17 protein-coding genes are annotated in these 21993 nt (G+C 68.4%); 2 read left to right on the top strand and 15 right to left on the bottom strand.

The features are described from left to right. Window positions 1–29: 29 nt before the first annotated feature. The 13 genes from ABLE93_RS02950 to tcuA all read right to left on the bottom strand — a co-directional run bounded on the left by ABLE93_RS02950 (window position 30) and on the right by tcuA (window position 16074). Window positions 30–548: a TRAP transporter small permease subunit gene (locus ABLE93_RS02950; protein ID WP_348837806.1), complete on the bottom strand. Its 519-nt coding sequence runs from the start codon at window positions 546–548 to the stop codon at window positions 30–32. Window positions 549–603: 55 nt separating this feature from the next. Further along, window positions 604–1632 (bottom strand): TRAP transporter substrate-binding protein, encoded by a 1029-nt coding sequence (locus ABLE93_RS02945; RefSeq protein ID WP_348837805.1) that lies wholly within the window; start codon window positions 1630–1632, stop codon window positions 604–606. Between the two features lie 66 nt (window positions 1633–1698). Beyond that, on the bottom strand, window positions 1699–3282 hold the full coding sequence (locus tag ABLE93_RS02940; RefSeq protein ID WP_348837804.1) for an acyl CoA:acetate/3-ketoacid CoA transferase: 1584 nt from the start codon (window positions 3280–3282) through the stop codon (window positions 1699–1701). Continuing rightward, on the bottom strand, window positions 3279–4016 hold the full coding sequence (locus tag ABLE93_RS02935; protein WP_348837803.1) for an enoyl-CoA hydratase/isomerase family protein: 738 nt from the start codon (window positions 4014–4016) through the stop codon (window positions 3279–3281). Before ABLE93_RS02935 ends, ABLE93_RS02940 begins: the two co-directional genes overlap by 4 nt. Before the next feature lie 24 nt (window positions 4017–4040). Further along, window positions 4041–5387 carry an FAD-dependent oxidoreductase gene (locus tag ABLE93_RS02930; protein ID WP_348837802.1) on the bottom strand — a complete coding sequence of 449 codons (1347 nt, stop codon included), beginning with the start codon at window positions 5385–5387 and terminating at the stop codon, window positions 4041–4043. A gap of 116 nt (window positions 5388–5503) precedes the next feature. Continuing rightward, entirely contained in the window at window positions 5504–6301 is a 798-nt protein-coding gene (locus ABLE93_RS02925; protein ID WP_348837801.1) for a GntR family transcriptional regulator, read from the bottom strand. Between the two features lie 161 nt (window positions 6302–6462). Next, entirely contained in the window at window positions 6463–8004 is a 1542-nt protein-coding gene (locus ABLE93_RS02920; RefSeq protein ID WP_348837800.1) for a tripartite tricarboxylate transporter permease, read from the bottom strand. A gap of 6 nt (window positions 8005–8010) precedes the next feature. Continuing rightward, window positions 8011–8688: a tripartite tricarboxylate transporter TctB family protein gene (locus tag ABLE93_RS02915; RefSeq protein WP_348837799.1), complete on the bottom strand. Its 678-nt coding sequence runs from the start codon at window positions 8686–8688 to the stop codon at window positions 8011–8013. A 138-nt stretch (window positions 8689–8826) separates the two neighbouring features. Then, a complete protein-coding gene (locus tag ABLE93_RS02910) occupies window positions 8827–9792 on the bottom strand; it encodes a tripartite tricarboxylate transporter substrate binding protein (protein ID WP_348837798.1) in 966 nt (321 codons plus the stop codon). A 220-nt stretch (window positions 9793–10012) separates the two neighbouring features. Then, entirely contained in the window at window positions 10013–11524 is a 1512-nt protein-coding gene (locus tag ABLE93_RS02905) for an aldehyde dehydrogenase family protein (protein WP_348837797.1), read from the bottom strand. Between the two features lie 3 nt (window positions 11525–11527). Then, entirely contained in the window at window positions 11528–12967 is a 1440-nt protein-coding gene (locus ABLE93_RS02900; RefSeq protein ID WP_348837795.1) for an MmgE/PrpD family protein, read from the bottom strand. Window positions 12968–13067: 100 nt separating this feature from the next. Beyond that, window positions 13068–14465: an MmgE/PrpD family protein gene (locus ABLE93_RS02895; protein WP_348837794.1), complete on the bottom strand. Its 1398-nt coding sequence runs from the start codon at window positions 14463–14465 to the stop codon at window positions 13068–13070. A 67-nt stretch (window positions 14466–14532) separates the two neighbouring features. Then, entirely contained in the window at window positions 14533–16074 is a 1542-nt protein-coding gene (tcuA, locus tag ABLE93_RS02890) for an FAD-dependent tricarballylate dehydrogenase TcuA (protein WP_348837792.1), read from the bottom strand. A 128-nt stretch (window positions 16075–16202) separates the two neighbouring features. On the opposite strand from tcuA, the gene ABLE93_RS02885 reads away from it, so the two are divergent. Then, the gene (locus ABLE93_RS02885) at window positions 16203–17150 is read left to right on the top strand and encodes a LysR substrate-binding domain-containing protein (protein WP_348837791.1); all 948 of its coding nucleotides are present in this window, start codon (window positions 16203–16205) and stop codon (window positions 17148–17150) included. 22 nt (window positions 17151–17172) lie between these two features. Here ABLE93_RS02885 and ABLE93_RS02880 read toward each other — a convergent pair whose 3' ends face one another. After that, the gene (locus tag ABLE93_RS02880; protein WP_348837789.1) at window positions 17173–18345 is read right to left on the bottom strand and encodes a mandelate racemase/muconate lactonizing enzyme family protein; all 1173 of its coding nucleotides are present in this window, start codon (window positions 18343–18345) and stop codon (window positions 17173–17175) included. A 215-nt stretch (window positions 18346–18560) separates the two neighbouring features. Continuing rightward, complete coding sequence (locus tag ABLE93_RS02875; protein ID WP_348837787.1) at window positions 18561–20228, bottom strand: GMC family oxidoreductase; 1668 nt, start codon at window positions 20226–20228, stop codon at window positions 18561–18563. A 268-nt stretch (window positions 20229–20496) separates the two neighbouring features. Here ABLE93_RS02875 and ABLE93_RS02870 point away from each other — a divergent pair, with 268 nt between their 5' ends. Further along, window positions 20497–21987, top strand: coding sequence for an aldehyde dehydrogenase (locus ABLE93_RS02870; protein ID WP_348837786.1), 1491 nt, complete (start codon window positions 20497–20499; stop codon window positions 21985–21987). Window positions 21988–21993 lie beyond the last annotated feature (6 nt).

The following is a 21993-nucleotide window of genomic DNA, read 5'->3' as shown; positions in this document are numbered from 1 at the left end:
CTGTGCCGGTCGGAGGGCGAGAGGCGGGCTCAGTCGAGCGGGCGGGAGGTGGCGTCGGTGATGGCGGGCGGGGAGGCGTCGCCGCGCAGGCGGCGGACGAGGTTCACCACGGCCTGCGCCAGCATGAGCGCGGCGCCCACGGGGATGGCGATCTTCATGACCATAGGGGTCGGGGCATTCCAGGCGGTGCCGGTGGTCTCGAAATCATGGATCGAGGGCAGGGCCTGGGCGACGCCGAACCAGATGAGCGCCAGAAGAACCATAATGATGATGATGTCCGAGACGATGTCGGAATAGAACCGCGCCTGTCCGGGCAGCATGTTGTAGATCACGTCGATGCGCACGTGCTCGCCGCGCTGGAGCGCGCCGGCTCCCGACAGCATGTAGTGGCAGCCGGCGAGCGCGATCACTAGGTCCGCGCCCCACACGGTGGGGGCGTTGAAGACGTAGCGCGCCACCACGTCGTAGGCGGTGATGAGGAAGACGGCAAAGTAGATCCAGGCGATGGCGTCGCTGAAAGCGGCGCTCGCGCGGTCGAACCGGTTCATGGAGGCTCTCCTTCGGGGGAGAAGGACGCGGAACGGGCCGCGCCCTTCGCGCGCGTCAGCCGATGAGGCCGCGGCTCTTCAGGTAGGCCACCTGGCCGTCCACCGCCTTCTTGCAGAGCTCGTTCTTCTGGGCGTACTGCTGCCAGACTTCCTCGGCGACCGTGCGGAACTTGCGGCGGGCGTCCGGGCTCCAGGAGATCATCTCCACCTTCTTCTCGGCGAGGCTCACGGCAACGGTGCTGTCCTGCCGCGCCACCGACTGGATCATGTCGCGGCAATAGTCGCGCACCGCCATGGTGAGGATCGCCTTGAGATCGGGGGTGAGCGCGTCCCAGCGGTCCTGGTTCACCGAGACGTCGCCCACCGGCATGGAATGGAAGCCGGGGAACAGCGCCCACTTGGCCTTCTCGTGCAGGCCGATCTCGGCATTCATGCCGAGGGTGCCCCAGTCTGCCGCCTCGATGACGCCGCGGTCGAGGCCGCTGAACACCTCGGTGCCCGGCAGGTTCACCGCCACCACGCCGAACTTGGCGAAGATGTCCGCCGACATGCCCTGGGGCAGGCGCATCTTGAGGCCCTTCAGGTCGTCCGGGCTCTTCACCGGGCGCGCCACGGGGATGGATTCCATGCCCCACCAGGCCACGCCCATGGGATAGATCTTGAACGGCTTGTAGATCTCCTTCAGCACGTCCAGGCCGCCGTAGTTCTCGAAATAGTCCTGGGCCTGGTAGGGCGTGTCGTAGGCACCGTTGAGGTCGCCGATGACGCCGAAGGCGGGGTTGCGCCCGGTCCAGTAGACGGTCGCCGGATGGTGGCCGTCGAGGAGGCCGCGGGAGACCGCATCCAGCGTCTCCTGCTGGCCCACCGCCGCGCCCGACGCGAGGGGGGTGATCTGCACCCGCCCGTCGGTGGCCGCCTTGACGTTGTCGCAGAAGCGCTCGAACGCCTGCTGGTTCACAGTGCCGGCCTGCCACAGCGTCTGGATGCGCCAGCGGTGGGTCTTCTGGGCGATGGCCGGGGCGGCGAGCGTTGCGGCGGCGGCGAGCGAGGCGCCCCCCGCGATCATGTTGCGTCTGCTGACCATGTGATCCTCCCTATTGTGCTGCCGGGCCGGTTCATCCGCCCGATCTGTTGTCTTGATGCTTGATCTTTACTTGAACAGCGCCGGGTCCATCCTGGGCAGGGGGTCGGCGATCCGCACGGGCTTGAACTCCATGAGGTCGAGGATGTCGGTCTTCACGTCGATGCCGTCGGCGACCTCCGCCAGCACCAGCCCGTCGGCCTCCACGCGGAACACCGCGCGCTCGGTGATGATCATCGCCTCCTGGCCGCGGCCGACGCCGTCGCGCACCCGGTAGGTGATGCTGTCGGCGGTGGTGACGAACTTGCGCACCTTGCCTTCCCTGACGATGGACAGACGGCCGTCGGCGAAGCTGCAGTCGAGACCCGCCGTGGTGAAGGTGCCGGTGAAGACCAGCCGCTTCGCATTGGCGGCGATGTCGATGAAGCCGCCGGCGCCGGGATTGGCGACGCCGAACTTCGAGACGTTGACGCAGCCCGCATCGTCGAACTGGGCGAAGGCGAGGGCGGCGAAGGGGCAGAGCCCGCCGTCGATGAAGTCGAACTGCGAGGCGCCGTCGAGCAGCGCGTCCGGGTTCCAGTTGGCGGAAAATTGCCATCCGCTCATCACGAAGCCGCCGAACGGCCCGTGCTCGGTGGTGAAGTCGTAGTCATAGAGCCGGTCGCCCGAGAGCAGGCCGTCCTCCGCCATCACCTGCGGCGCATCGGAGGACGCGCCGAAGCCGAAGATGGAGACCTCCCCCGGCCGCACCTCCCGCGCTGCCCGCCGGGCGATCACCTTGTCCGGCGAGATCGGCAGGGGTCCGAGCTGGAGGGGATGGTTGGCCATGCCGAGATAGCCCGGGTCGTAGGCGACATCCGTGCTCATCACCATCTCGGGGTCCACCACCACCGCATCCACCAGCACGCCCGGCACCCGCACCGACGAGACCGGACGGGAGTGGCGCGGGACGATGCGGCGGACCTGGGCGATGACTTTTCCGCCCGACGCCTTCACCGCGAGGGCGATCTGCAGGTTCGACGACAGAAGCGGCTCGTCTTCCCACGAAAGGTTGCCGAATTCGTCGGCTGAAGCGGCCCGAATGATACCGACATTGAGCGGCCACGTCGGGTAGAACAGGTGCTCCTCGCCGCGGAAGTCCATCACCTCGATGAGGTCGTCCTGGCAGCGGGTGGTGAACTTGCCGCCGCCGTGGCGCGGGTCCGCATAGGTGCCGAGGCCGATCTTGGTGAGGTAGCCGGGGGAGCGTCGCGCCACCTCCCGAAGCCAGTGCATGGTGGCTCCGATGGGCCAGGAATAGGCCTCCACCTTGTTCTCCCGGATCAGCCCCATGAGCGCCGGCCGCTGGCCGGTCCTGGGGTTGAGCGGGTTGATGTAGGAGCCGGAGACGATGCGCTTCATGAGGCCCTCGCGGGCCACATGGTCCATCCCCGGAATGTCCACCGCATCGCCCGTGCCGACGGGAAAATAGAAGGTGAGGCCGCGCGGCGTGCCGGTCCTGGCGAAGCGCTCGCCCACGGCCTTGAGCATGTGGTCGGGGGTGATCCAGCCGATGACGCCGACGCAGGCGACGGCATCGCCGTCGCGGATCAGGCCGGCCGCCACCTCGGCCGAAACCACCTTGTTGCGCGGGTGGGGCATGGGGGCGTTCATGCGCGCATTCCGAAGCGTTGGAAGGTGGCGGTGGCGGCGGCGCTGCGGCAGTCCTCGACGAACAGCCGGTTGGCCTCCATGTCGTCGGCCTCGCCCGAGCCCATGATCTGGCGGGCGAAATAGCGCTTGGTGGAGGCCACCGCCGCGGCCGGCAGCTGGGCCAGCGCCTCCGCTTCGGCGATGGCAGCGCCGAGGGCGCCTTCGGCCACCACGTCCGCCACGCCGACGCGCAGCGCCTCGGTGCCGTCGATGGGACGGGCGCCCCAGGTGAGGCGGCGCGCCGCCACCGGCCCGCAGCGGGCGGCGAGCACGGTGAGGCCCCACGGCGGGATCCAGCCGTTCAGCACCTCCGGCAGGTGCCAGCGGGTTGAGGGCTCGGACACCACCACATCGCAGGAGGCGGCGAGGATGAAGCCGCCGCCGAGGGCGAAGCCTGCCACCGCCGCAACCACCGGCTTCGACAGGAAGGAGAGGCCGCGGGCGAAGGCGGCCGTCTCCGCCTCATGCTCGGCCATTCCGTCGGTATCGAGGGTGGCGAGCTCCTTCAGGTCGGAACCGGCGCAGAAGCCCGGCTCGCTGCCGGTGAGCACGATGGCGGCCACCGACGGATCGCTGTCCAGTGCGGCGAAACGCACCCGCATCGCGGCGACCGTGGCGTGGTCCAAAGCGTTGCGGCGCCGGGGCCGGTCGATGGCGATGACGCAGACCGACCCGTGCCGATCCTCTTTGAGCATGGGTTACTCCTCTTGAAATGGGGGTCAGCCGAGCCGCGCGCCGTCGCGGTTCAGCACCTGGCGCAGGTCGCGCCCGTCGATGTCGCGGGGGGCCACGCCGTCCTTCACGGCGATGGCCGCCGCATGCCCGATGGCATGGCCGTAGGAGAAGCACTGGGCGGTGACACGGGCCGAGGCGAGGGCCTCGTGCTCGGCCGAAAGGCATCGGCCGGCAACGAGAATGCCTTCTCCGCGCTTAGGCACGAAGCAGCCGTAGGGCACCTCGTAGACGTCCTCCATCAGCCATTCGAGCCGGGGCTTGGCGCCGGAATGCAGTTCGATGGGCCAGGGCGAGCGGGCGATGCCGTCGTCGAACTTGCGCCCCGCCAGCACGTCCGCGTTGGCGAGCCGGCTGGTGCCGACGATCTGGCGGGTCTGGCGCACGCCCACCTGCACGCCGGTATCGTTGACGAAGGCGTCGGCGCAGCCGGCGATGTGGTTCTGGATGAAGCGCTCGTACTGGCGCACCTGCTTGCGGCCCTCGATCTCCGCCTCGGTGAGGTCGGCGGCGATCAGCGGGTTGAGCTCGCGCCCGTCGCGCCCGATGACGCGGGTGACGTTGCACAGGATCTCGTTGGGCCGCGGGGTGGGAAACAGGAAGATCTTGGAGCGCGGGAGCACGTATTCGCCCTGCGCGTGGAGCTTGGCGATCAGCTCGGAAATGTGCGGTCCGAGGATGGAATCCTCGCCTTCCTCGGCGCGCAGGCGATCCACGTCCGCGCCCATCATGCGGAAGATCATGGTGGGGTTCTGCACCCGACCCTCGTCGCCCACGGTGCAGGGCAGGCCCGCCATGACGGCGAGATCGGCGTCGCCCGAGGCGTCGATCACCAGCTTCGCCCGCGCCGTGAGCGGGCCTTCCTTGGTGTAGCCGCGGATGCCCTCGATGCGGTCGCCCTCGCACAGCGCCTCAGTGACGACCGTGTGGTAGACGATGTGGACGCCCGCGTCGGCCAGAAGATCGTCGGCCGTCTCGCGCCAGGCGAGGGGATCGTGGACGCGGGTGAAGGTCTTGCCGTAGCGGATCGGCCCAGTGAGACCGCCGCGCGCCTCCATGCGGGCAACGAACTCGTCCAGGAAGCCGAACACCGCCTGCACCGGCGGGCGGTTGTCGTCGGTGGAGGCCTCGTACATGCCGCAGACCGTGCCGGAGAGGCCGGCCACCGCGGCGCCGCCGCAGAAGCCGTAGCGCTCCAGCAAAGTGACCTTGAGGCCCTGTCGGGCGGCAGTGACCGCAGCCGCGAGCCCGGCAGCGCCTCCTCCGACCACCAGCACGTCGCAGGCAAGCGCGATGGGGGGCCGGTCATCCCGGCCCTGGCGTCCCTGTTCCAAGCGTCTCGCTCCAGATATTTTTGTAATATATCGCAAAAATATCCAAAAACGGACGGTCGTCAAGCGGCTCGCGGGGCAAGCCGCTCGCTTCGAATCAAGTCACTGATTAGTTTCGATTATCGCTCGCGCTCGACGATCCGGCGCGTCAGCTGCTCGGCATAGTCGATCATCACGTTGACCGCCTTCGCGGTGGCCGCTTCGTCGCCGCTCGCCACCGCCCGCAGCAGTGAGGCGTGGACCGCCGTCACCTCCGGCAGATCCTCCAGATCGGGATGGTAGCGGAAGTAGAATCGGCGCGTGAGGATGTGCAGCGGCTCCAGGGCGGCGGCGGCAAAGGGATTGCCGGCGATCTCGGCAAGCAGATGCTTGTAGACGAACTGCTTGCTCAGGAATTCCTTGATCTGTTGGGTGCGCCCGATCTCCTCCAGCTCGTCGGCGATCTTGCGCAGTTCGCGCTTGTCGGCAGCGAGCACGCGGCGCGCCGCGCGCACCGCCACCAGCCGCTCCAGCTCGCGCCGGGTCTCGATGACGAGAAGCTGGGTCTGGTGGTCGATGGGCGAGATGACGATGCCGTGCCCGCGCACGATCTTCACCACATGGCCCACGGCGAGGCGCTGCAACGCCTCGCGCACCGGTGTCCGGCCGATGGCCACGGCCTCGGCGATGGCGGATTCCGACCAGGTGCTGCCGGGCGCGAAGGCGAGCGTCACGATCCGCTCCTCGATGGCCCGAAAGGCTTCCGAGGACAGGGATTCGGCCGACTTGGCCTCCACCGGCGCGCCCGCGGGCGAAGCCTCGCCCGGCCACGCCGCCTTCACCGGCCCGGACTTCTCGGTTCTGGCCTTCTCAGGCTTACCCTTGACCGGCCGGCCCTTGACCGGCTTGCCCTCGATCGCATTGACCGGCTTCGTCACGTCAGGTCCTTCACGCGCGCACTTTCCTAACCCATTCCGTTCGGGCGGGCGCAAGTCAAGGGAGGTGACGCGCAAGGGCGCGGATATGGCCCCGCCGGCAGCCGATGCGAGCGCCGTGCCTTGTGGCATCGACGCACCGTCGCGGCGCGGGCGGGGACGGCCTATTCGGCGAAGACGCGGTCGCGTCCGCGCCGCAGGGTGGGCAGGATGGCGGCGCACAGGATGGCTGCGGCGACGATGAGGAGCGCCGCGCTGAGCGGGCGCTCGATGACGCCGAGCAGGCTGCCGCGCGACATCAGCAGCGCACGGCGCAGGTTGTCCTCCATGAGCTTGCCGAGCACGAAGCCGAGCAGCAGCGGCGCCGGTTCAAACCCGAGCTTGATGAGGGTGTAGCCGGCAAGCGCGAAGCCCGCCGTCATGATGACGTCCATGGGCTGATTGTTGATGGAATAGATGCCGATGCAGGAGAAGATCAGGATGGTGGGGAACAGGAGGCGGTAAGGCACCTGGAGAAGCCGCACCCAGATCCCGATCATCGGCAGGTTGATGACGAGCAGCATCAGGTTGCCGATCCACATGGAGGTGATCATCCCCCAGAACAGATCGGGATTGCGGGTCATCACCTGCGGACCGGGGATGATGCCCTGGATGGTCATGGCGCCGACCATGAGGGCCATCACCGCATTGGGCGGCACGCCGAGGGTGAGAAGAGGGATGAAGGAGGTCTGCGCGCCCGCGTTGTTGGCGCTCTCCGGTCCCGCGACCCCCTCGATGGCGCCGCGCCCGAACCGCTCGGGATGGCGCGAGATGCGCTTTTCCAAGGAATAGGAGGCGAAGGGCCCAAGCACCGCGCCGTTGCCCGGCAGGATGCCCAGGATGGAACCCACGATGGTGCCGCGCAGCACCGGCATGGAGGCTTCCCTGAGCTCCGCCGTCGACGGCAGGAGCCGGCCGATGGGTTTGGAGACAAGATCGCGCTTCTCGTCGATTCCAAGGTTCCGCAGCACTTCGGCGAAGCCGAAGATGCCCATGGCGAGGATCGCGAAGTCGATGCCGTCGGATATGGGCTCGAAGCCGAAGGTCAGCCGGTCCTGGCCGGTCTCAAGGTCCGTGCCCACGGTGGAGAGCAGGAGACCGAGGAAGATCATGGCCATGGCCTTCACCAGTGAGCCATGGGCCAGCACGACGGCGAACACCAGGCCCATCACCATGAGCGAGAAATATTCGGCCGGGCCGAACATCAGCGCCATGCGGGTGAGGGGCACGGCGAGGGCGGCGATCACCACCGTCGCGACGCATCCGGCGAAGAACGAGCCGATCGCGGCGATGCCGAGCGCCGAGCCGGCTCGGCCGCGCTTCGCCATCTCGTGGCCGTCGATGGCCGTGACGACGGAGGTCGCCTCACCGGGAATGTTGACGAGGATGGCGGTGGTCGAGCCGCCGTACTGCGCGCCGTAATAGATGCCCGCAAGCATGATGAGGGCGCCGGTGGGCGGCAGGCCGAAGGTGATCGGCAGCAGCATGGTGATGGTGGCGATCGGCCCCACGCCGGGGAGCACGCCGATCAGCGTGCCCACGAGGCAGCCCACGAAGCACAGCAGGATATTGGTCGGCAGCGGCACCGCGCCGATGAGCGGCAGCTGGACGTAGGCGAGGTTGAGTACCGTTGCGAAGCCCAGTCCGAGGTTGGCGAGGATGTCCATCGTCCCTCACAGATAGAGCACGCCGGGAATGACGAGCACGGGCATGGGCAGCTGCAGCAGATAGCGGAACAAGGCGATGCTGACGGCCGTCATGCCGACGGCGAACAGCAGAAGTTCGCCGAATTTGGTGTCCGGCGCCGCCGCCCCGCTGATGATTGCGAGGAGCGGTCCCGCCACCAGAAGCCCGACCGAGCGCACCGTCAGGGCGAAGGCGATGATGCCGCCCACCACGAAGATCGGCCCCCGGAGGCCGCTGCGGTCCAGGAAGGTGGAGCGGCGCGCGGCGAGGATCACGAGGCCGATCATCACCGCGAGATAGAGGATGCCGAAAGCGAAGGCTGCGGGAGGAATGCCGTCCGGCGCGGCGGGCAGCACCGACCCCACGGCAAGGGACGCGGCGGCGATGGCGGCCACGAGAAGGACGCCGCTGAAGTCGGCCGGGCCGATGCGGGTGCCCTCGCGGTGGAAGCAGGCCGTGGCCGCGAGGAAGACGCCGAAGGCGGCGAGGCAGAGCGTGAGGAAGCGGGGCACGAGGCCGGGACCCATCGCACCCATGTGGCCCACGTCGAGGCCGGAAGTGCCCGCCCAGCCGATCGCCGCGAAACCGATGAGGACAAGGCCGGCGACGAAATTCTGCGGATCGCGGACGAAGGCGCGGCTTGTGCCGGATCGAGGATGGTCCAAGGGCGACCTCCGGGCGGTGGACGGTGCGGATGAGGCGGTGCGTGCGCGGCGTCGCCAGCGCCGGACGAGAGCCGGCGCGAAGCGGCCGGGACGGCCCGGGCGGAGGGTCTTGGCCGAACCTCGCCCGGGGGACGGCGGCTATTGGGCCGGGACGCTCGCCTCGGCCTTCACCAGGGCGGCCCACTTCTCGTTCTCGGCGGCGACATAGGTCTTGAACGCGTCCGAGGAGGTGCCGGTCAGCTCATAGCCGAGCTGCTGCAGCTTCGCCCGGGTGTCCGGCTCCTTGAGGATGTCGAGGAAGGCGGAGTTGAGGGTCTTCACCAGTTCGGGCGACATGCCGGCGGGCCCGAAGATGCCCCACCAATTGACCATCTCGTAGCCCGGCAGGCCTTCCTCGGCCATGGTCGGCACATTGGGCAGGTTGGAGGCGCGGACCTTGCTGGTCACGGCGAGCGCCCTCAGCTGGCCGGCCTCGATGGCGGCCGCGACCGTGGGCGCGCTGCAGAACATGTAGGGCAGCTGGCCGCCGAGCACCTGCGGCAGGGCCGGCGCCTCGCCCGGGAAGGGCACCGCGACCGGCGAGATTTTCGCCATGCTGTTGAAGAACATGGCCGCCATGAACGAGCCGTCGCCGCGCCCCCCGGTGGCGTAGCTCAGATCGCGCGGGTGCGCCTTGGCATAGGCGATGAGCTCCTTCACCGACTTCGGCGCGAAGGACGGGTTGGTGACCAGCACCAGCGGCGACCAGGCGACGAGGCTGATGGGAGTGAAGTCCTTCTGCGGATCGTAGCCGATGTTGGGATAGAGCGAGGGCGCGACCGCGTGGGTGGTCTGGGTGGCGAGCTGGAGCGTGCGCCCGTCGGGCGCGGATTTCGCCACGTGCTTGGAGCCGATCTGGCCGGTGGCGCCGGCGCGGTTCTCAACGATGACCGGGGTGCCGAGCTTCTCCGACAGGCGCGTCCCGAGGATGCGGGCGAGCGTGTCGGTGGTTCCGCCGGCCTGGTAGGCGACCACGATGGATATGGGCTGTTCCGCCCGCGCCACGGGTGCGCTCAGGGCGAGAAATGCGGCCGCGGCGCACGCGATGCCACTGCGACGGATCATGGATGTGCTCCCTAGATTGCCATTGATCGACCGTCTTTTTCGGCGGCGCGCGGCTGCCGTTTCGCGGTTCTGGCCCATTGAGATTAGGTTCGGGGCAAAGCGATTCCAATACCGATTGCGATCGCACTATGCGCAAATGATATCGAACCGCCGCCAGCTATAATTGGACGTCTCAAACAGCCGGCGGCAAGGGTTCGGCCTGCCGGGGGCTCGCGTAGCGTCAGTCCGCGAAGGGGTCGGCAGGCGCGCCCGACGCCAGCTCGACCACGATGGTCTTCACCTCCGTATACTCCTTCAGCACCTCGAGCCCGTTCTCGCGGCCGATGCCGCTCATCTTGAAGCCGCCGTAGGGCAGCATGTGGTGCACCGGGCGGAAGGTGTTCACCGACACCAGCCCCGCCTCGATGCGCTGCGCCACGCGGTGCGCGCGCGTCACGTCGGACGTCCACAGGCCGCCCACGAGGCCATAGTCGGTATCGTTGGCGAGCGCGATGGCCTCCTCCTCGTCGTCGAACGGGATGACCACGGCCACCGGGCCGAACACCTCCTCGCGAGCCAGCTGGTCCGTGTTGGCCACGTCCACGAACACCGTGGGCTCGACGAAATAGCCGCGCGGCAATGCGGCGGGCCGCCCGCCGCCCGCCAGGGCCCGCCCGCCGGCCTCCCGCCCGAGGGCGATGTAGCGCTCGGTCTTCTCCCGCTGCTCGGCCGAGGTCTGCGGGCCGATGTGGGTCCTCGGATCTAGCGGCATGCCGATGCGGATGCGCCCGGCGCGTCCCGCAAGGTTGGCGGCGAACGCCTCATAGGCCGGACGTTCCACGAAGATGCGCGAGCCGGCCGAGCAGGACTGCCCAGTGGAGCGGAAGGCGCTGTGCGTGGCGACCGTCAGCGCCTTGTCGAGGTCGGCGTCGGCGAAGACGATGTAAGGCGACTTGCCGCCGCACTCGAAGGTGCAGCGCTTCAGCGTGTCCGCGGCCGAGGCCATGATCTTGCGCGCGGTGCGGTGGTCGCCGGTGAACGACACCTTGGCGACGCCCCTGTGGGCGACGAGGGCTGCGCCGGCCACCGCGCCGTAGCCCGGCACGACATTCACCACCCCGGCAGGAAAGCCGGCCTCCTCCACGAGGCGGGCGAGCGCCAGGAGGCTGGCGGGCGTCTGCTCCGCCGGCTTGAGCACGATGGTGTTGCCGGCGGCGAGTGCCGGGCCGAGCTTCCACGAGCACAAGGAGATCGGCGAGTTCCAGGGCAGGATGGCGCCTACCACCCCGACCGGCTCCCGGCGCGTGTAGGCGAGCGCGTCCGGGCGGAAGGGGATCTGCTCGCCATTGATCTTGTCGGCGGCGCCGGCAAAGAAGGTGATCCAGTCGGCGGCGCGCAGAACTTCGCCTTTGGTGTCGCGCAGCGGCTTGCCGTTGTCGCGGCTCTCGATCTCGGCGAGGGTGTCGGCGTCGCGGCGCATCAGGGCGGCGAGGCGGGACAGGAGCTCGCCGCGCCGGCTCGGCGTTGTGTTGCGGCCCCACGGCCCCTTCAGGGCCGCCTGGGCCGCCGCAACCGCGTCGTCGACGTCGGCGGCATCGGCTTCCGCCACCTCCGCCCAGACCTCCTCGGTGGACGGGTCCACCGAGCGGATCACCCGGCCCGACCGGGGCGCGACCCATTCGCCGCCGATGAACAGGCGGTCGAAGCGCATGACTTCGGCCGCGGCGGCCGGGGCGGAGGAGGGCAGGGCCATCGCTCAGACCGCCTGCGCCACTTTGTTGCGTGCCGTCTCCGCCGCGAGCCGGCGGAACAGGGCATCGGCGGGGGCGGTCTCCTCCGTCGTGGTGAGCGCCGCGCCCACCGAGCGGGCGTTGGAGCCGAACAGCCAGCCGGTGTTGCGGGCGAACTTGTCCAGCACGTCGTCGTGGGAGAGAGCGGCCTCCGGCGAGCCGGGGTGGAACGGCACATGCCGGAAGTAGGTGCGCCCGCCGGCCCGCACGGTCAGGCGAGCCGGGCAATGCTGGGGATAATCCGACTGTGGGTCGACGCTCGCATCCACCAGCGCGCAGATGCGGCGGACGACGGGGTCGCCGAGCCGCTCGATGCGGAAGGTCTCCACATCCACGTCGCCGTGGACCAGGGTGGCAGCGACGCCATACGGCAGGCTGAAGCGCGCCTCGTGGGGGTGCTGGGGCGCGCGCTTCCTGTCCTTCGGCTCGGTGACGAGGGTGAGCCCGGGCTCGGCAAGCTGGCAGTGGATGCCTTCGATGGTATCGAGGGAGACGCCGTCCTTCGCCATTTCGGCGCGGATCTGCTTGCCGGCCTCGATGAAGGCGTGCAGCAGCTGGCAGCAGGGGTAGGGCTTGTAGGCGGTCTCTGGCAGATACCAGCGGCTGCCCAGCCCCTCGGCCGCACGGGCGAAATCAAGCGTGCCGGTGATCGGGGTGAGGAAGCAGCTGAAGAAGCCGAACTTCCCTTCGAAGACGGTGGCCGGCCCGGTGATGCCCGCCTGAGCGAGATCGAGCGCGATGATGCCCGAATGGGCGCCCCAGCCGCCATGCAGGATCTTGGAGGTGGAGCCGGTGCGGGTCGCCTCCTGGATGCCGGCGGCGAAGGTGCCGGCGATGCCGAGCGCGTCGGCGATCTGCGCGGGCGTCGCGCGGGTCAGCGTGCCCACCGCGGCCACCGTGCCGAAGGCGCCGAGCAGCGAGGACGTGTGATAGCCGCGCTCCAGGAAGCGCTCTCCCGCGACGAAGCCGAGGCGGATCATCACCTCGTAGCCCACGGTCACGGCCGTCACCACCTCAGCGAGGGAGAGGTTGTTGGCCTGCGCCACGGCCAGCACCGCCGGGATGACGGTGGAGCCGGGGCGCGCAAGGGAGGAGCCGTGCTTGTCGTCCATCTCCAGCGCCTGGGCGAGGGCACCGTTGAGCAGCGCGGCCATCTCGGGACGCACACTCGATCCGACGCCGAGCACCGTGGCGCCCGAAGGCGCCGCCCACTTGGCCGCCAGCCTGTGGGCGACCATGCCGCTCTCCTCGCGCGGGTTGGCACCGGCGATGCACACGCCGATGGAATCCACCACGTGCCAAAGGGCGGCCTCACGCACCGGGGCGGGGATCTGCTCGGGCCTCAGCGCTGTGGCGAATGCGGCGAAATCCATGGAGAGCGTGCGCTCTGTGGTCGGCTGTCCCATTCTCGCGATCCTTCTCATGGGGTGTTCCCGCGCACCGGGACGGGTCCGGTGCGCGGGCGGCGCGCCGAGGGCGCGGCCGGCGTCGACGTCTCGCTGCGCGTCAGGCGCGCAGCTTCTGGAGGGCGGTGCCGAGGGCGGGGGCAGGCTCGCCCTGCGTCTCGAGGGTGGAGACGATGGCCTCCACCTCCTTCACCGCCTCGGGGGCGAGCACGCGGCCGGCGAGGTCGCGGAACTTCGCCTTCAGCACGTCGTCGGACAGCGGGTTCTTCCAGTGCCCGGACCGGTAGGTCTGGGCGTGGGTGAAGCTCTCGCCGGACTTCATGGTCACTGTCACGCGCACCGCGCGCATCTCGTGCGGGCCAAGGGCGTCGAGGTCCGGCGCGATGACCACCTCCACCCGGTTGGCGAGATCCATGATGGTCGGGTCGCGGAGCTTCTCGTCCGTGTACTGGTCGATGAAGGCGTTGCCTTCGAGCAGTGTCACCGCCGCAGTGTAGGGCAGGTTCATCTGGGCGGTGATGGTCTCGGCCGGCACATACGGCCAGCCGCAGTGGCGGTGAACCATGGCGGTGGTTTCGATGAAAACCTTCTCCACGTCCTCGCCCTTGATGCCATGCAGCTCGCGCAGGGCGCGCAGGGCGTCCACCGAGGTCTGGCTGGAGGCGAGCGAGGAATAGCGCTTGAAGCCGTTGTGGCGCATCTCGAAGTCGGTGCCGAGGCCCTTCGTGGCGTAGCCGAGGTCGTAGGTCTCGGCATAGGTGGAGCAGAACCCGCCGTAGGGCGCTTCCAGCACGTTGCGCACCCCGGTCAGACCCTCCTGCGCCGACATGGCGGCGAGGATGCCGTTCTGGCACGCCTTGCCCGAGTGGAAGCGCTTGGCCATGGCGCCGTACTGCGAGGCCATGAGCCCGGCCGCCTGCGAGCCTGCGAGGCCAAGGGCGCTGACGAACTGGTCCACGTTGAGGCGCAGCAGCTTGCCAGCGGTGGCGGCGGCGGCGAAGGTGGAGGTGAGGCCGCAGGGGTGGAAGCCACGGTTGAAAGCATGCGGGCTCACCGTGTTGCCGATGCGTGTGCCGAGCTCGTAGCCCACCACGGTGGCGAGGATGATGTCCTTGCCCGAGAACGGACCGAAGGCCTCGGCCATGGCGAGCACGGTGGGCACCACGCCCGCGCCGTAGTGCGACATGGACTGATCGTGGCAGTCGTCGAGCTCGAAGCCCTGGGCCGACGTGCCGTTGATGAGCGCTGCGCCGGTGGGGTCCGCGCGCAGGTTCATGCCGAACGCGCTCGCGCTCTTCTTCTGGTCCAGCCGCGACACCACGCGGGCGACGGCAAGAGTCCACGGCTTGTTGGAGCCGAAGATGGAGCAGCCGAGGCTGTCGAGAATGCACTGCTTGGCCTGGGCCACGAGGTCCGCCGGCAAGTCCTCATAGGTGAGGTTCGCGGCGAACTCGGCGAGCGCGCGGGTGGGCGATTCGACGGAAACGGCGACGTTCATTGTTCAAGCTCCTGGGGAATTTCCAGAGCGCCGCGCGGCGCTGTCCTGCTGTTGGGAGGGCCGGCGATCAGCCGACCTTGCGGGTCTCCACCGCGGGGGCATCGGGGTGGCTCACGCCCTTGGCAAAGAGGGCTGCGCTGCGGCCGGCGAGGCGGCCGAACACCGCGCCGCTGGTGAGTCCGCTCGCGCCCGGATAGTTGAAGTAGAAGATGCCGCCGACCATCTCGCCCGCTGCATAGAGGCCGGGGATGACCTGCTGGGCGGTGTCGACCACCTCGGCGCTGGTGGTGACGCGCACGCCGCCGAAGGTGAAGGTGACGCCGCAGGTCACGGCGTACGCCTCGAACGGCGCGGTATCGATGGTGCAGGCCCAGTTGGAGCGCGGCACCGGCAGTCCCGGCGCACCGCGCCCGTCCTTCACGTTCGGATTGAAGGGCACGTCCTGCTGGACCGCGGCATTGAACTCGCGGACGGTGGCGAGGAACTGGTCCTTGTCGATCTCCTCGATCTTGTCGGCGAGCTCTTCCAGCGTGTCGGCGGAAACCTTGGTGACCGTGCGGGTGCGATACTCGTCGCGCAGCAGGTGCCGGGTCTTGGCGTCGTAGATCTGCCAGGCGACCTGTCCCGGCTGCTGGAGCACCGCTTGGCCGTATTTGGCGTAGGTGTAGTTGCGGAAGTCGGCGCCCTCGTCGATGAAGCGGTTGCCGTCCTTGTTCACCACCACCGCGAACGGATAGGAGTGGCGCTGGTACTGGGGCGTCACGGCGAGGTCGCCGAACTCGCTGGCATAGCGCTCCCACGCGGTGGCGTGGCAGCCGGACCAGTGGCCGTAGGGCTGGGCGCCGATGGCGAGGGCCATGGCGAGGCCGTCGCCATTGTTGAACCGGGTGCCGCGCACCTTGGCGAGGTCCCAGCCGGGCCCGAGATAGCGCGCCCGCCATTCCGCATTGGCCTCGAACCCGCCGCAGGCGAGGATCACCGCGCGGGCCTTCACCTCCACCGTCTTGCCATGCAGCTGGAAGGTGACGCCGTGGACGCCGGAGTCGTCATGGATGAGGCCGCGCACCCAGGCCTCGTAGACCACGTCCACGCCCTTCTTCTCGGCGGTGGCGAACAGGGCATCCACGAGGCCGGGACCACCCGAGGCCACCACGATGGTGGCGCCGCCCCAGAACTTGAAGCGGCCATCCACGCGGAACGCCTGCCGGCCGAAATTGGGCATGAAGCGCACGCCCTGGTCGCGCATCCACAGCAGCGTTTCCTTGCTGCGGCGGACCAGGATCTCGCACAGGTCCGGATCGGTGCGGTACTGGGTGATCCGCGCCATGTCGTCGAAGAAATCGTCCTCGGTGTAGGCGCCGAAATCGGAGTTTGCCATCTCCTCGTCGGTCAGGTCCGGGGCGAGCGCGCGGATGTCGTCTGCGCCGTTGTAGACGACGCGCATGAGGCCGTCGGTATAGGCGGAGTTGCCGCCGCGCTCTTCCTGCGGCGCGCGCTCCAGCATGAGGACACTCGCGCCCTGCTCGCGGGCCGACAGCGCCGCGCACAGGGCCGCATTGCCGCCTCCGACGACGACGACATCGTAATTCTTGGTCGCAAGCTCTGACATCGAGCGCATCTCCCGGGGCGGGCTCGATACGTCCCGCTGCATCCGGGGAAACAAATAGAGGCTGTCTCAGTATGCGCGCACAGAATATAATGTTATTCTGGCATATAAAAATCACATGCAGAGACGCCATGAAACTGCAGCAGCTGCGCTACATTCTAGAAATCGTCCGCCAGAACAATCACCTGTCCGCGGCCGCCGAGGCGCTGCATACATCGCAGCCGGGGGTGAGCCGGCAGGTGCAGCTGCTGGAATCCGAGCTGGGGTTCGAGATTTTCCAGCGCACCCGCAACCGCATCATCGGCCCCACCGAGCCCGGACAGCTGGTGCTGGAAATCGCCAAGCGCGTCGTGACCGACATGGCCGCGCTCAAGTCGTTGAAAGACGACATTAATTCCGGTACCCACGGCACCCTCACCATCGGCACCACCCACACCCAGGCGCGCTACGTGCTGCCGCGGGTGATCCAGGAGTTCGTCCGCACCCATCCGGACGTGCAACTGGTGCTGCGGCAGGGCAATCCGGAGGACATCTGCGCCATGGTGGATGCAGCCGAGGCGGACCTCGCCATCGGCACGGACACGGTCAATGCCATGCCCAATCTCGTGAAGCTGCCGTGCTTCACCCTGCCGCGCTCGGTGGTGGCGCAGAAGGACCATCCCATCCTTGAGGTGCCGGAGCTGACGCTGGAGGCGGTGGGGAGCTATCCGATCATCTCCTACGACCAGCGCTACAGCGGGCGCTGGCGGGTGATGAACGCCTTCAAGGCGGCCGGAATCGAGCCGAAGATCATCCTCAGCGCCATCGATGCCGATGTGTGCAAGACCTATATCGAGCTCGGCCTCGGCATCGGCGTCCTCACCAACATCACCTTCGACCCGACTCGCGACACCGAGCTCGGCGCGCGCGACGCGAGCCATCTGTTCGAGCCGAGCACCATCTTCATCAGCCTGCGGTCCAACACCTACCTGCGCGGCTACATGCTCGACTTCATCCGCTCGGTGGCGCCGAAGCTGACCCCATCGGTGGTGCGGGCAGCGTTGCGCGACGCCAACGACGGGCGCGCCGGGGGCGACTGACTCCGCCGGCCTTCTCCAAGCCTCAGCGGGTGACGACCTCCCTCAGCAGCGTCGCCTTTTCCAGCGCGGCCTCGTCGAGGATGAGGCCGAGCCCGGGCCCCTGCGGCACGGCGACTGCGCCGTCGCGGATCTGCGGCGCGCCCTCGGCCACCAGCGGATCGCGGCCGATCGGGCCGAGGCCGAACACGAACTCCGCTGCGCCGAACGTGCGCCGCGCCGGGATGGTGGCGCAGAAGTGCGCCGCGGCCATCGCCTCGAAGGTGGAGACCGTGGCGAGCCCGCCGCAATTGAGCGGAATGCCGGCGCCCTGGGCGACGGCGGCGATCTTGCGGGCCGGGGTGAGCCCGCCGACCTTGTAGAGCTTGATGCAGAACACATCGACCGCCTTGGCCTCGGCGAGCGCGGTGGCATCCTCGATGGTGAACAGGCTCTCGTCCGCCATCAGGGGAACGCCGTGGGCGTTGCGGCGGATCTCGGCGAGGCCGGCGAGATCGCGCCGCCCCACCGGCTGCTCCACATAGCCGACATCGAAGGGACGCATGGCCTCCATGGCGGCGATGGAATCGGGCACCGTCCAGCCGGTGTTGGGATCGACGCCGATGACGATGTCGTCGCCCACCGCTTTGCGCACCTGCTCGAAATTCCGCACATCCTCGCGCCAGCCCTTCTTGCCGGCGGCCTTGAGACACAGGACCTTGATGCCGAATTCGTCCACCGCCCGCTTGGCCTCGGCGATCATGACCGCGATGTCGTCGGCAAGGCTCACCGACCATTCGAGGGGGATGGTGTCCTGGCATCGGCCCCCGAGGAGGCTGCTGGCGGGCACGCCGAGCGCCTTGCCCTGGGCATCGTGGAGCGCGATGTCCAGCACCGCGCGGGCCGCCGGATTGCCGGCGAGGCGCAGGTCGAACATCTCCGTGATGGCCTCGATGTCGAAGATGCTGCGGCCGATGAGATTGGGCCCGTAGATCTCCTTGATGGCGGCCACCACCGATTGGGTGGTGTCGGCAACGAAATGGCCGGGGCTGATGGGGCGGATCTGCGCGCATCCCACGACGCCGTCGGCGTGGATCTTCACGAACACCGGCTTGCCGAGCAATTGGCCGGCCGGGCCGGTGTCATAGCTGCCGCTGGAGAAGATGCGCTTGAGGCGGATGGGAAGCTCGGTGACGAAGACCTCGATGCGTTCGATCATGACCCGTCTCGAAAGCCGTTGCAGGGAGCGGCACCGGCGCCGCGGAGGAGGCGCCGGTGCCGAGGCGCGCGGCCGGAGGAGCTGCGCGGTGATGTGGTGATGGAGAACGAGTCCGGTGCCGGGTCGCCCCATGAGCGCCGCTGCGCACGCATCATGGACGGGCGTTCCCGGCCATGATGTCCGTCGCATTCTGACGCTGGGTACGCAATCGCCCCTCAGGCGGCCTCGTGCATCCGGCCGGAGCCCTCCCAGGTGCGCAGGACGAGCTCGGCCCCCTTCTCCCCCAGCGCGATGGTGGGCGCGTTGGTGTTGGACGAGGGGATGGTCGGGAAGACGGAAGAATCGATGACCCGCAGGCCCTCGATCCCTCGCACCTTGAGGTCGGGGTCCACCACCGCATCGGCGTCGAGACCCATCTTGCAGGAGCCCACCACGTGCCACGTGGTCTGCGCCGTGGAGCGGATGTAGGCGATCAGCTCCTCCTCGGTCTCGACCTCCGGGCCGGGCCGCGTCTCACGCACGATGAGGCGCTTGAGCGACGGCGCGGCGGCAAGGCGCCGGACGGCGCGGATGCCGGCCATCAGCACCTTCGCGTCCGCCTCGTCGGCGAGATACTTGGGGTCGATCCGCGGATGCTTCATCGGGTCGGTGGAGGCGATGTGGACATAGCCGCGCGAGCGGGGCCTGAGCGCCATGATGCCGATGGTGAAGCCCGAGTAGGGATCGAGCCCGTCCTTCGGCCGGCGGGCGTAGCGGTCCTTGCCGGAGAAGGGCTGGAGCTGGAGCTTGAGGTCCGGCTGGTTCTCCCGCGGGTGACTGCGCATCACCGTGTGCGCGGTGGCCGAGCAGATGGACAACAGCCCCTTGCCGAACAGGATGTACCGGATGCCCTCCTTCAGCTTGCTGGTGGGCCGCTGCAGCACGTCGTTGATGGTGATGGGCTCGCCGCACTCGAAGGTCAGGCGCACGTTGGGATGGTCCGACATGTTCTCGCCCACGCCGGGCAGGGCATGGCGCACCTCGATGCCGAGGGGCGCGAGCACATCGGGGCGGCCGATGCCGGACAGTTCAAGGATCTTGGGAGACTGCAGCGGACCGGCCGATAGGATCACCTCGCGCCGCGCCTTGGCCTGGACGACGCGGCCGTCCCGGACGCATTCGACCCCCACCGCGCGCTTGCCTTCCAGAAGCACGCGGGAAACCATGGTGTTGGTCCAGATGGTGAGGTTGGAGCGCCCGCGGGCCGGCCGCAGATAGCCCACCGAGGAGGAGCAACGGAAGCCGCGCTTGGTGGAATACTGCAGGTAGGACGCGCCCTCGTAATGGCCGTCGTTATAGTCGTTCACCAGCTCGAAGCCGGCCTCGCGGTTCGCCTCCAGATAGGCGTCGGCGAGCTTGTCGAAGTTCTTCAGCTGGGTGACGTTGATGGGTCCACCCTTGCCGCGCGAGGCTGGATCGCCGTCGGCGAAATTCTCCATCCGCTTGAAATAGGGGAGCATGTCGTCCCACCCCCAGCCGGGGCAGCCCATGCTGGTCCAGCTGTCGAACTCGGCCGGGTCGCCGCGGACATAGACGTTGCCGTTGATGGAGCTCGACCCGCCCAGCACCTTGCCACGCGTCCACAATTGCTCGCGGCCGTTCAGGTGCTCCTGCTTCTCGGTCATGAAGGGCCAGGTGTAGCGCTCGTCCTTCAGGAGGTTCACGACCATCAGCGGCACATGGATGTTGATGGAATTGTCGCGTCCGCCGGCTTCGATGAGCAGCACGCGATGCTTGCCATCCGCCGACAGGCGATTGGCGACGACGCAGCCCGCCGAGCCGGCGCCCACCACCACCATGTCGAATTCGTGCGCCTCCACAGCGCCGTTTCCTCGTGCTTCCATGCTCCCACCGTCCTTGCAGTCCGTTACGGACCGTCTTCTGGTCTTTGCCTCGGCGGGACCTTAGGGCGCTTCATTATCCAGCGACAATGACGAAACGGCCTTCAGTATACGTCAGCTGCATGGTGGGGCGGGGTGTCAGTATGCGATGCCGGCATCCCGGGCCGGACAGATTTTATTTCTCGCCCGTGCCCGCCGCTTCTAGCGTCTGGCCCGAACGGTAACGCGCCGCGACACCGCGCGCTACTCTTTGGCTTCAGGGAGATACGGAATGAACGCCGTCGGCCAGCTCAAGACGTACCAGCTATATATTGACGGTCGCTGGACGCCGGCAGGGGGCGACGAGACCTTCCCCACCTACAACCCCTTCACCCAGGAGCCGTGGGCGCTGGTGTCCCAGGCGAGTGCCACAGACGTGCAGGCTGCTGTCGCAGCGGCGCGGCGCGCCTTCGATTCCACCTGGCGGGACACCAGCGGCCTCGAGCGCGGCCGGCTCCTCCTGCGCCTCGCCGAGCTTCTGGAGGAGAACGCCGACCGCATGGCTCGGCTTGAGAGCACCGACAATGGCAAGGTGATCCGCGAGACCCGGCCGCAGATGCTGTTCTCGGCCCGAATCTATCGCTTCTACGCGGGCTATGCCGACAAGATCTGGGGCCGGGTCATCCCCCTCGATCAGCAGAACGTGTTCGACTACGCCTCCTACGAGCCGCTGGGCGTGGTGGGGCTCATCACCGCCTGGAACTCGCCCATGGCACTGCTCGCCAACAAGCTACCGGCGGCGCTGGCGGCGGGCAATTGCGTGGTGGTGAAGCCGTCCGAGCACGCCTCGGTGACGACGCTGGAATTCGCCCGGCTGGTGGAGCAGGCGGGCTTCCCGCCGGGGGTGTTCAACGTGGTCACCGGCGACGGGCGCGCCGGTCAGGCGCTCATCGACGCGGGGGTGGACAAGGTGTCCTTCACCGGCAGCGGCCACACCGGCCGCAAGGTGGCGGCCGCCGCGGGCAAGGCGCTGGTGCCGGTCATCATGGAGCTGGGCGGCAAGTCGCCCAACATGGTGTTCGCCGACGCCAACATCGACCGCGCTGTGGTGGGCGCGCTGGCGGGTATCTTCGCCGCGACGGGGCAGACCTGCATCGCCGGCTCGCGCCTGCTGGTGCAGCGTCCGGTCTATGACGAGATGGTGAGCCGCCTTGTTGAGCGCGCCGGCCGCATCCGCCTCGGCGATCCTCTCGACCCCGAGACCGAGATGGGCACGGCGGCAAACGAGCCGCAGTTCAACCTCATCCTCGACTTCATCAACTCGGCGAAGTCCGAGGGCGCGGAACTGGTGGCCGGCGGCGAGGCGGCGCGGGACGGCGACCTCGCCCGCGGCTTGTTCGTGAAGCCGACCATCTTCGCCAATGTGCGCAACACCATGCGCATCGCGCAGGAAGAGGTATTCGGGCCGGTCCTGTCCATCCTGCCCTTCGACACCGAGGAGGAGGCCATCGCCATCGGCAATGACGTGCGCTACGGCCTCGCGTCGGGCATCTGGACGAACGACCTCAACCGTGTGCACCGGGTCAGCCGGGCGATCCGTTCCGGCATGGTGTGGGTGAACACCTATCGGGCCAGCGCGGCACAGACTCCGTTCGGCGGTGTCAAGGAAAGCGGCTTCGGCCGCGAGCGCGGCGAGGCGGGCCTCTATGAGTTCGTGCGCACCAAGAACGTGATGATCGACTTCTCCGACGACGTGCGCGACCCGTTCGCCGTCCGGGTGTAAGGGGAG

The organism is Xanthobacter pollutisoli (genome assembly GCF_040044995.1).
Taxonomy (GTDB): domain Bacteria; phylum Pseudomonadota; class Alphaproteobacteria; order Rhizobiales; family Xanthobacteraceae; genus Xanthobacter.
This window is presented reverse-complemented; position numbering and strand designations above follow the sequence as displayed.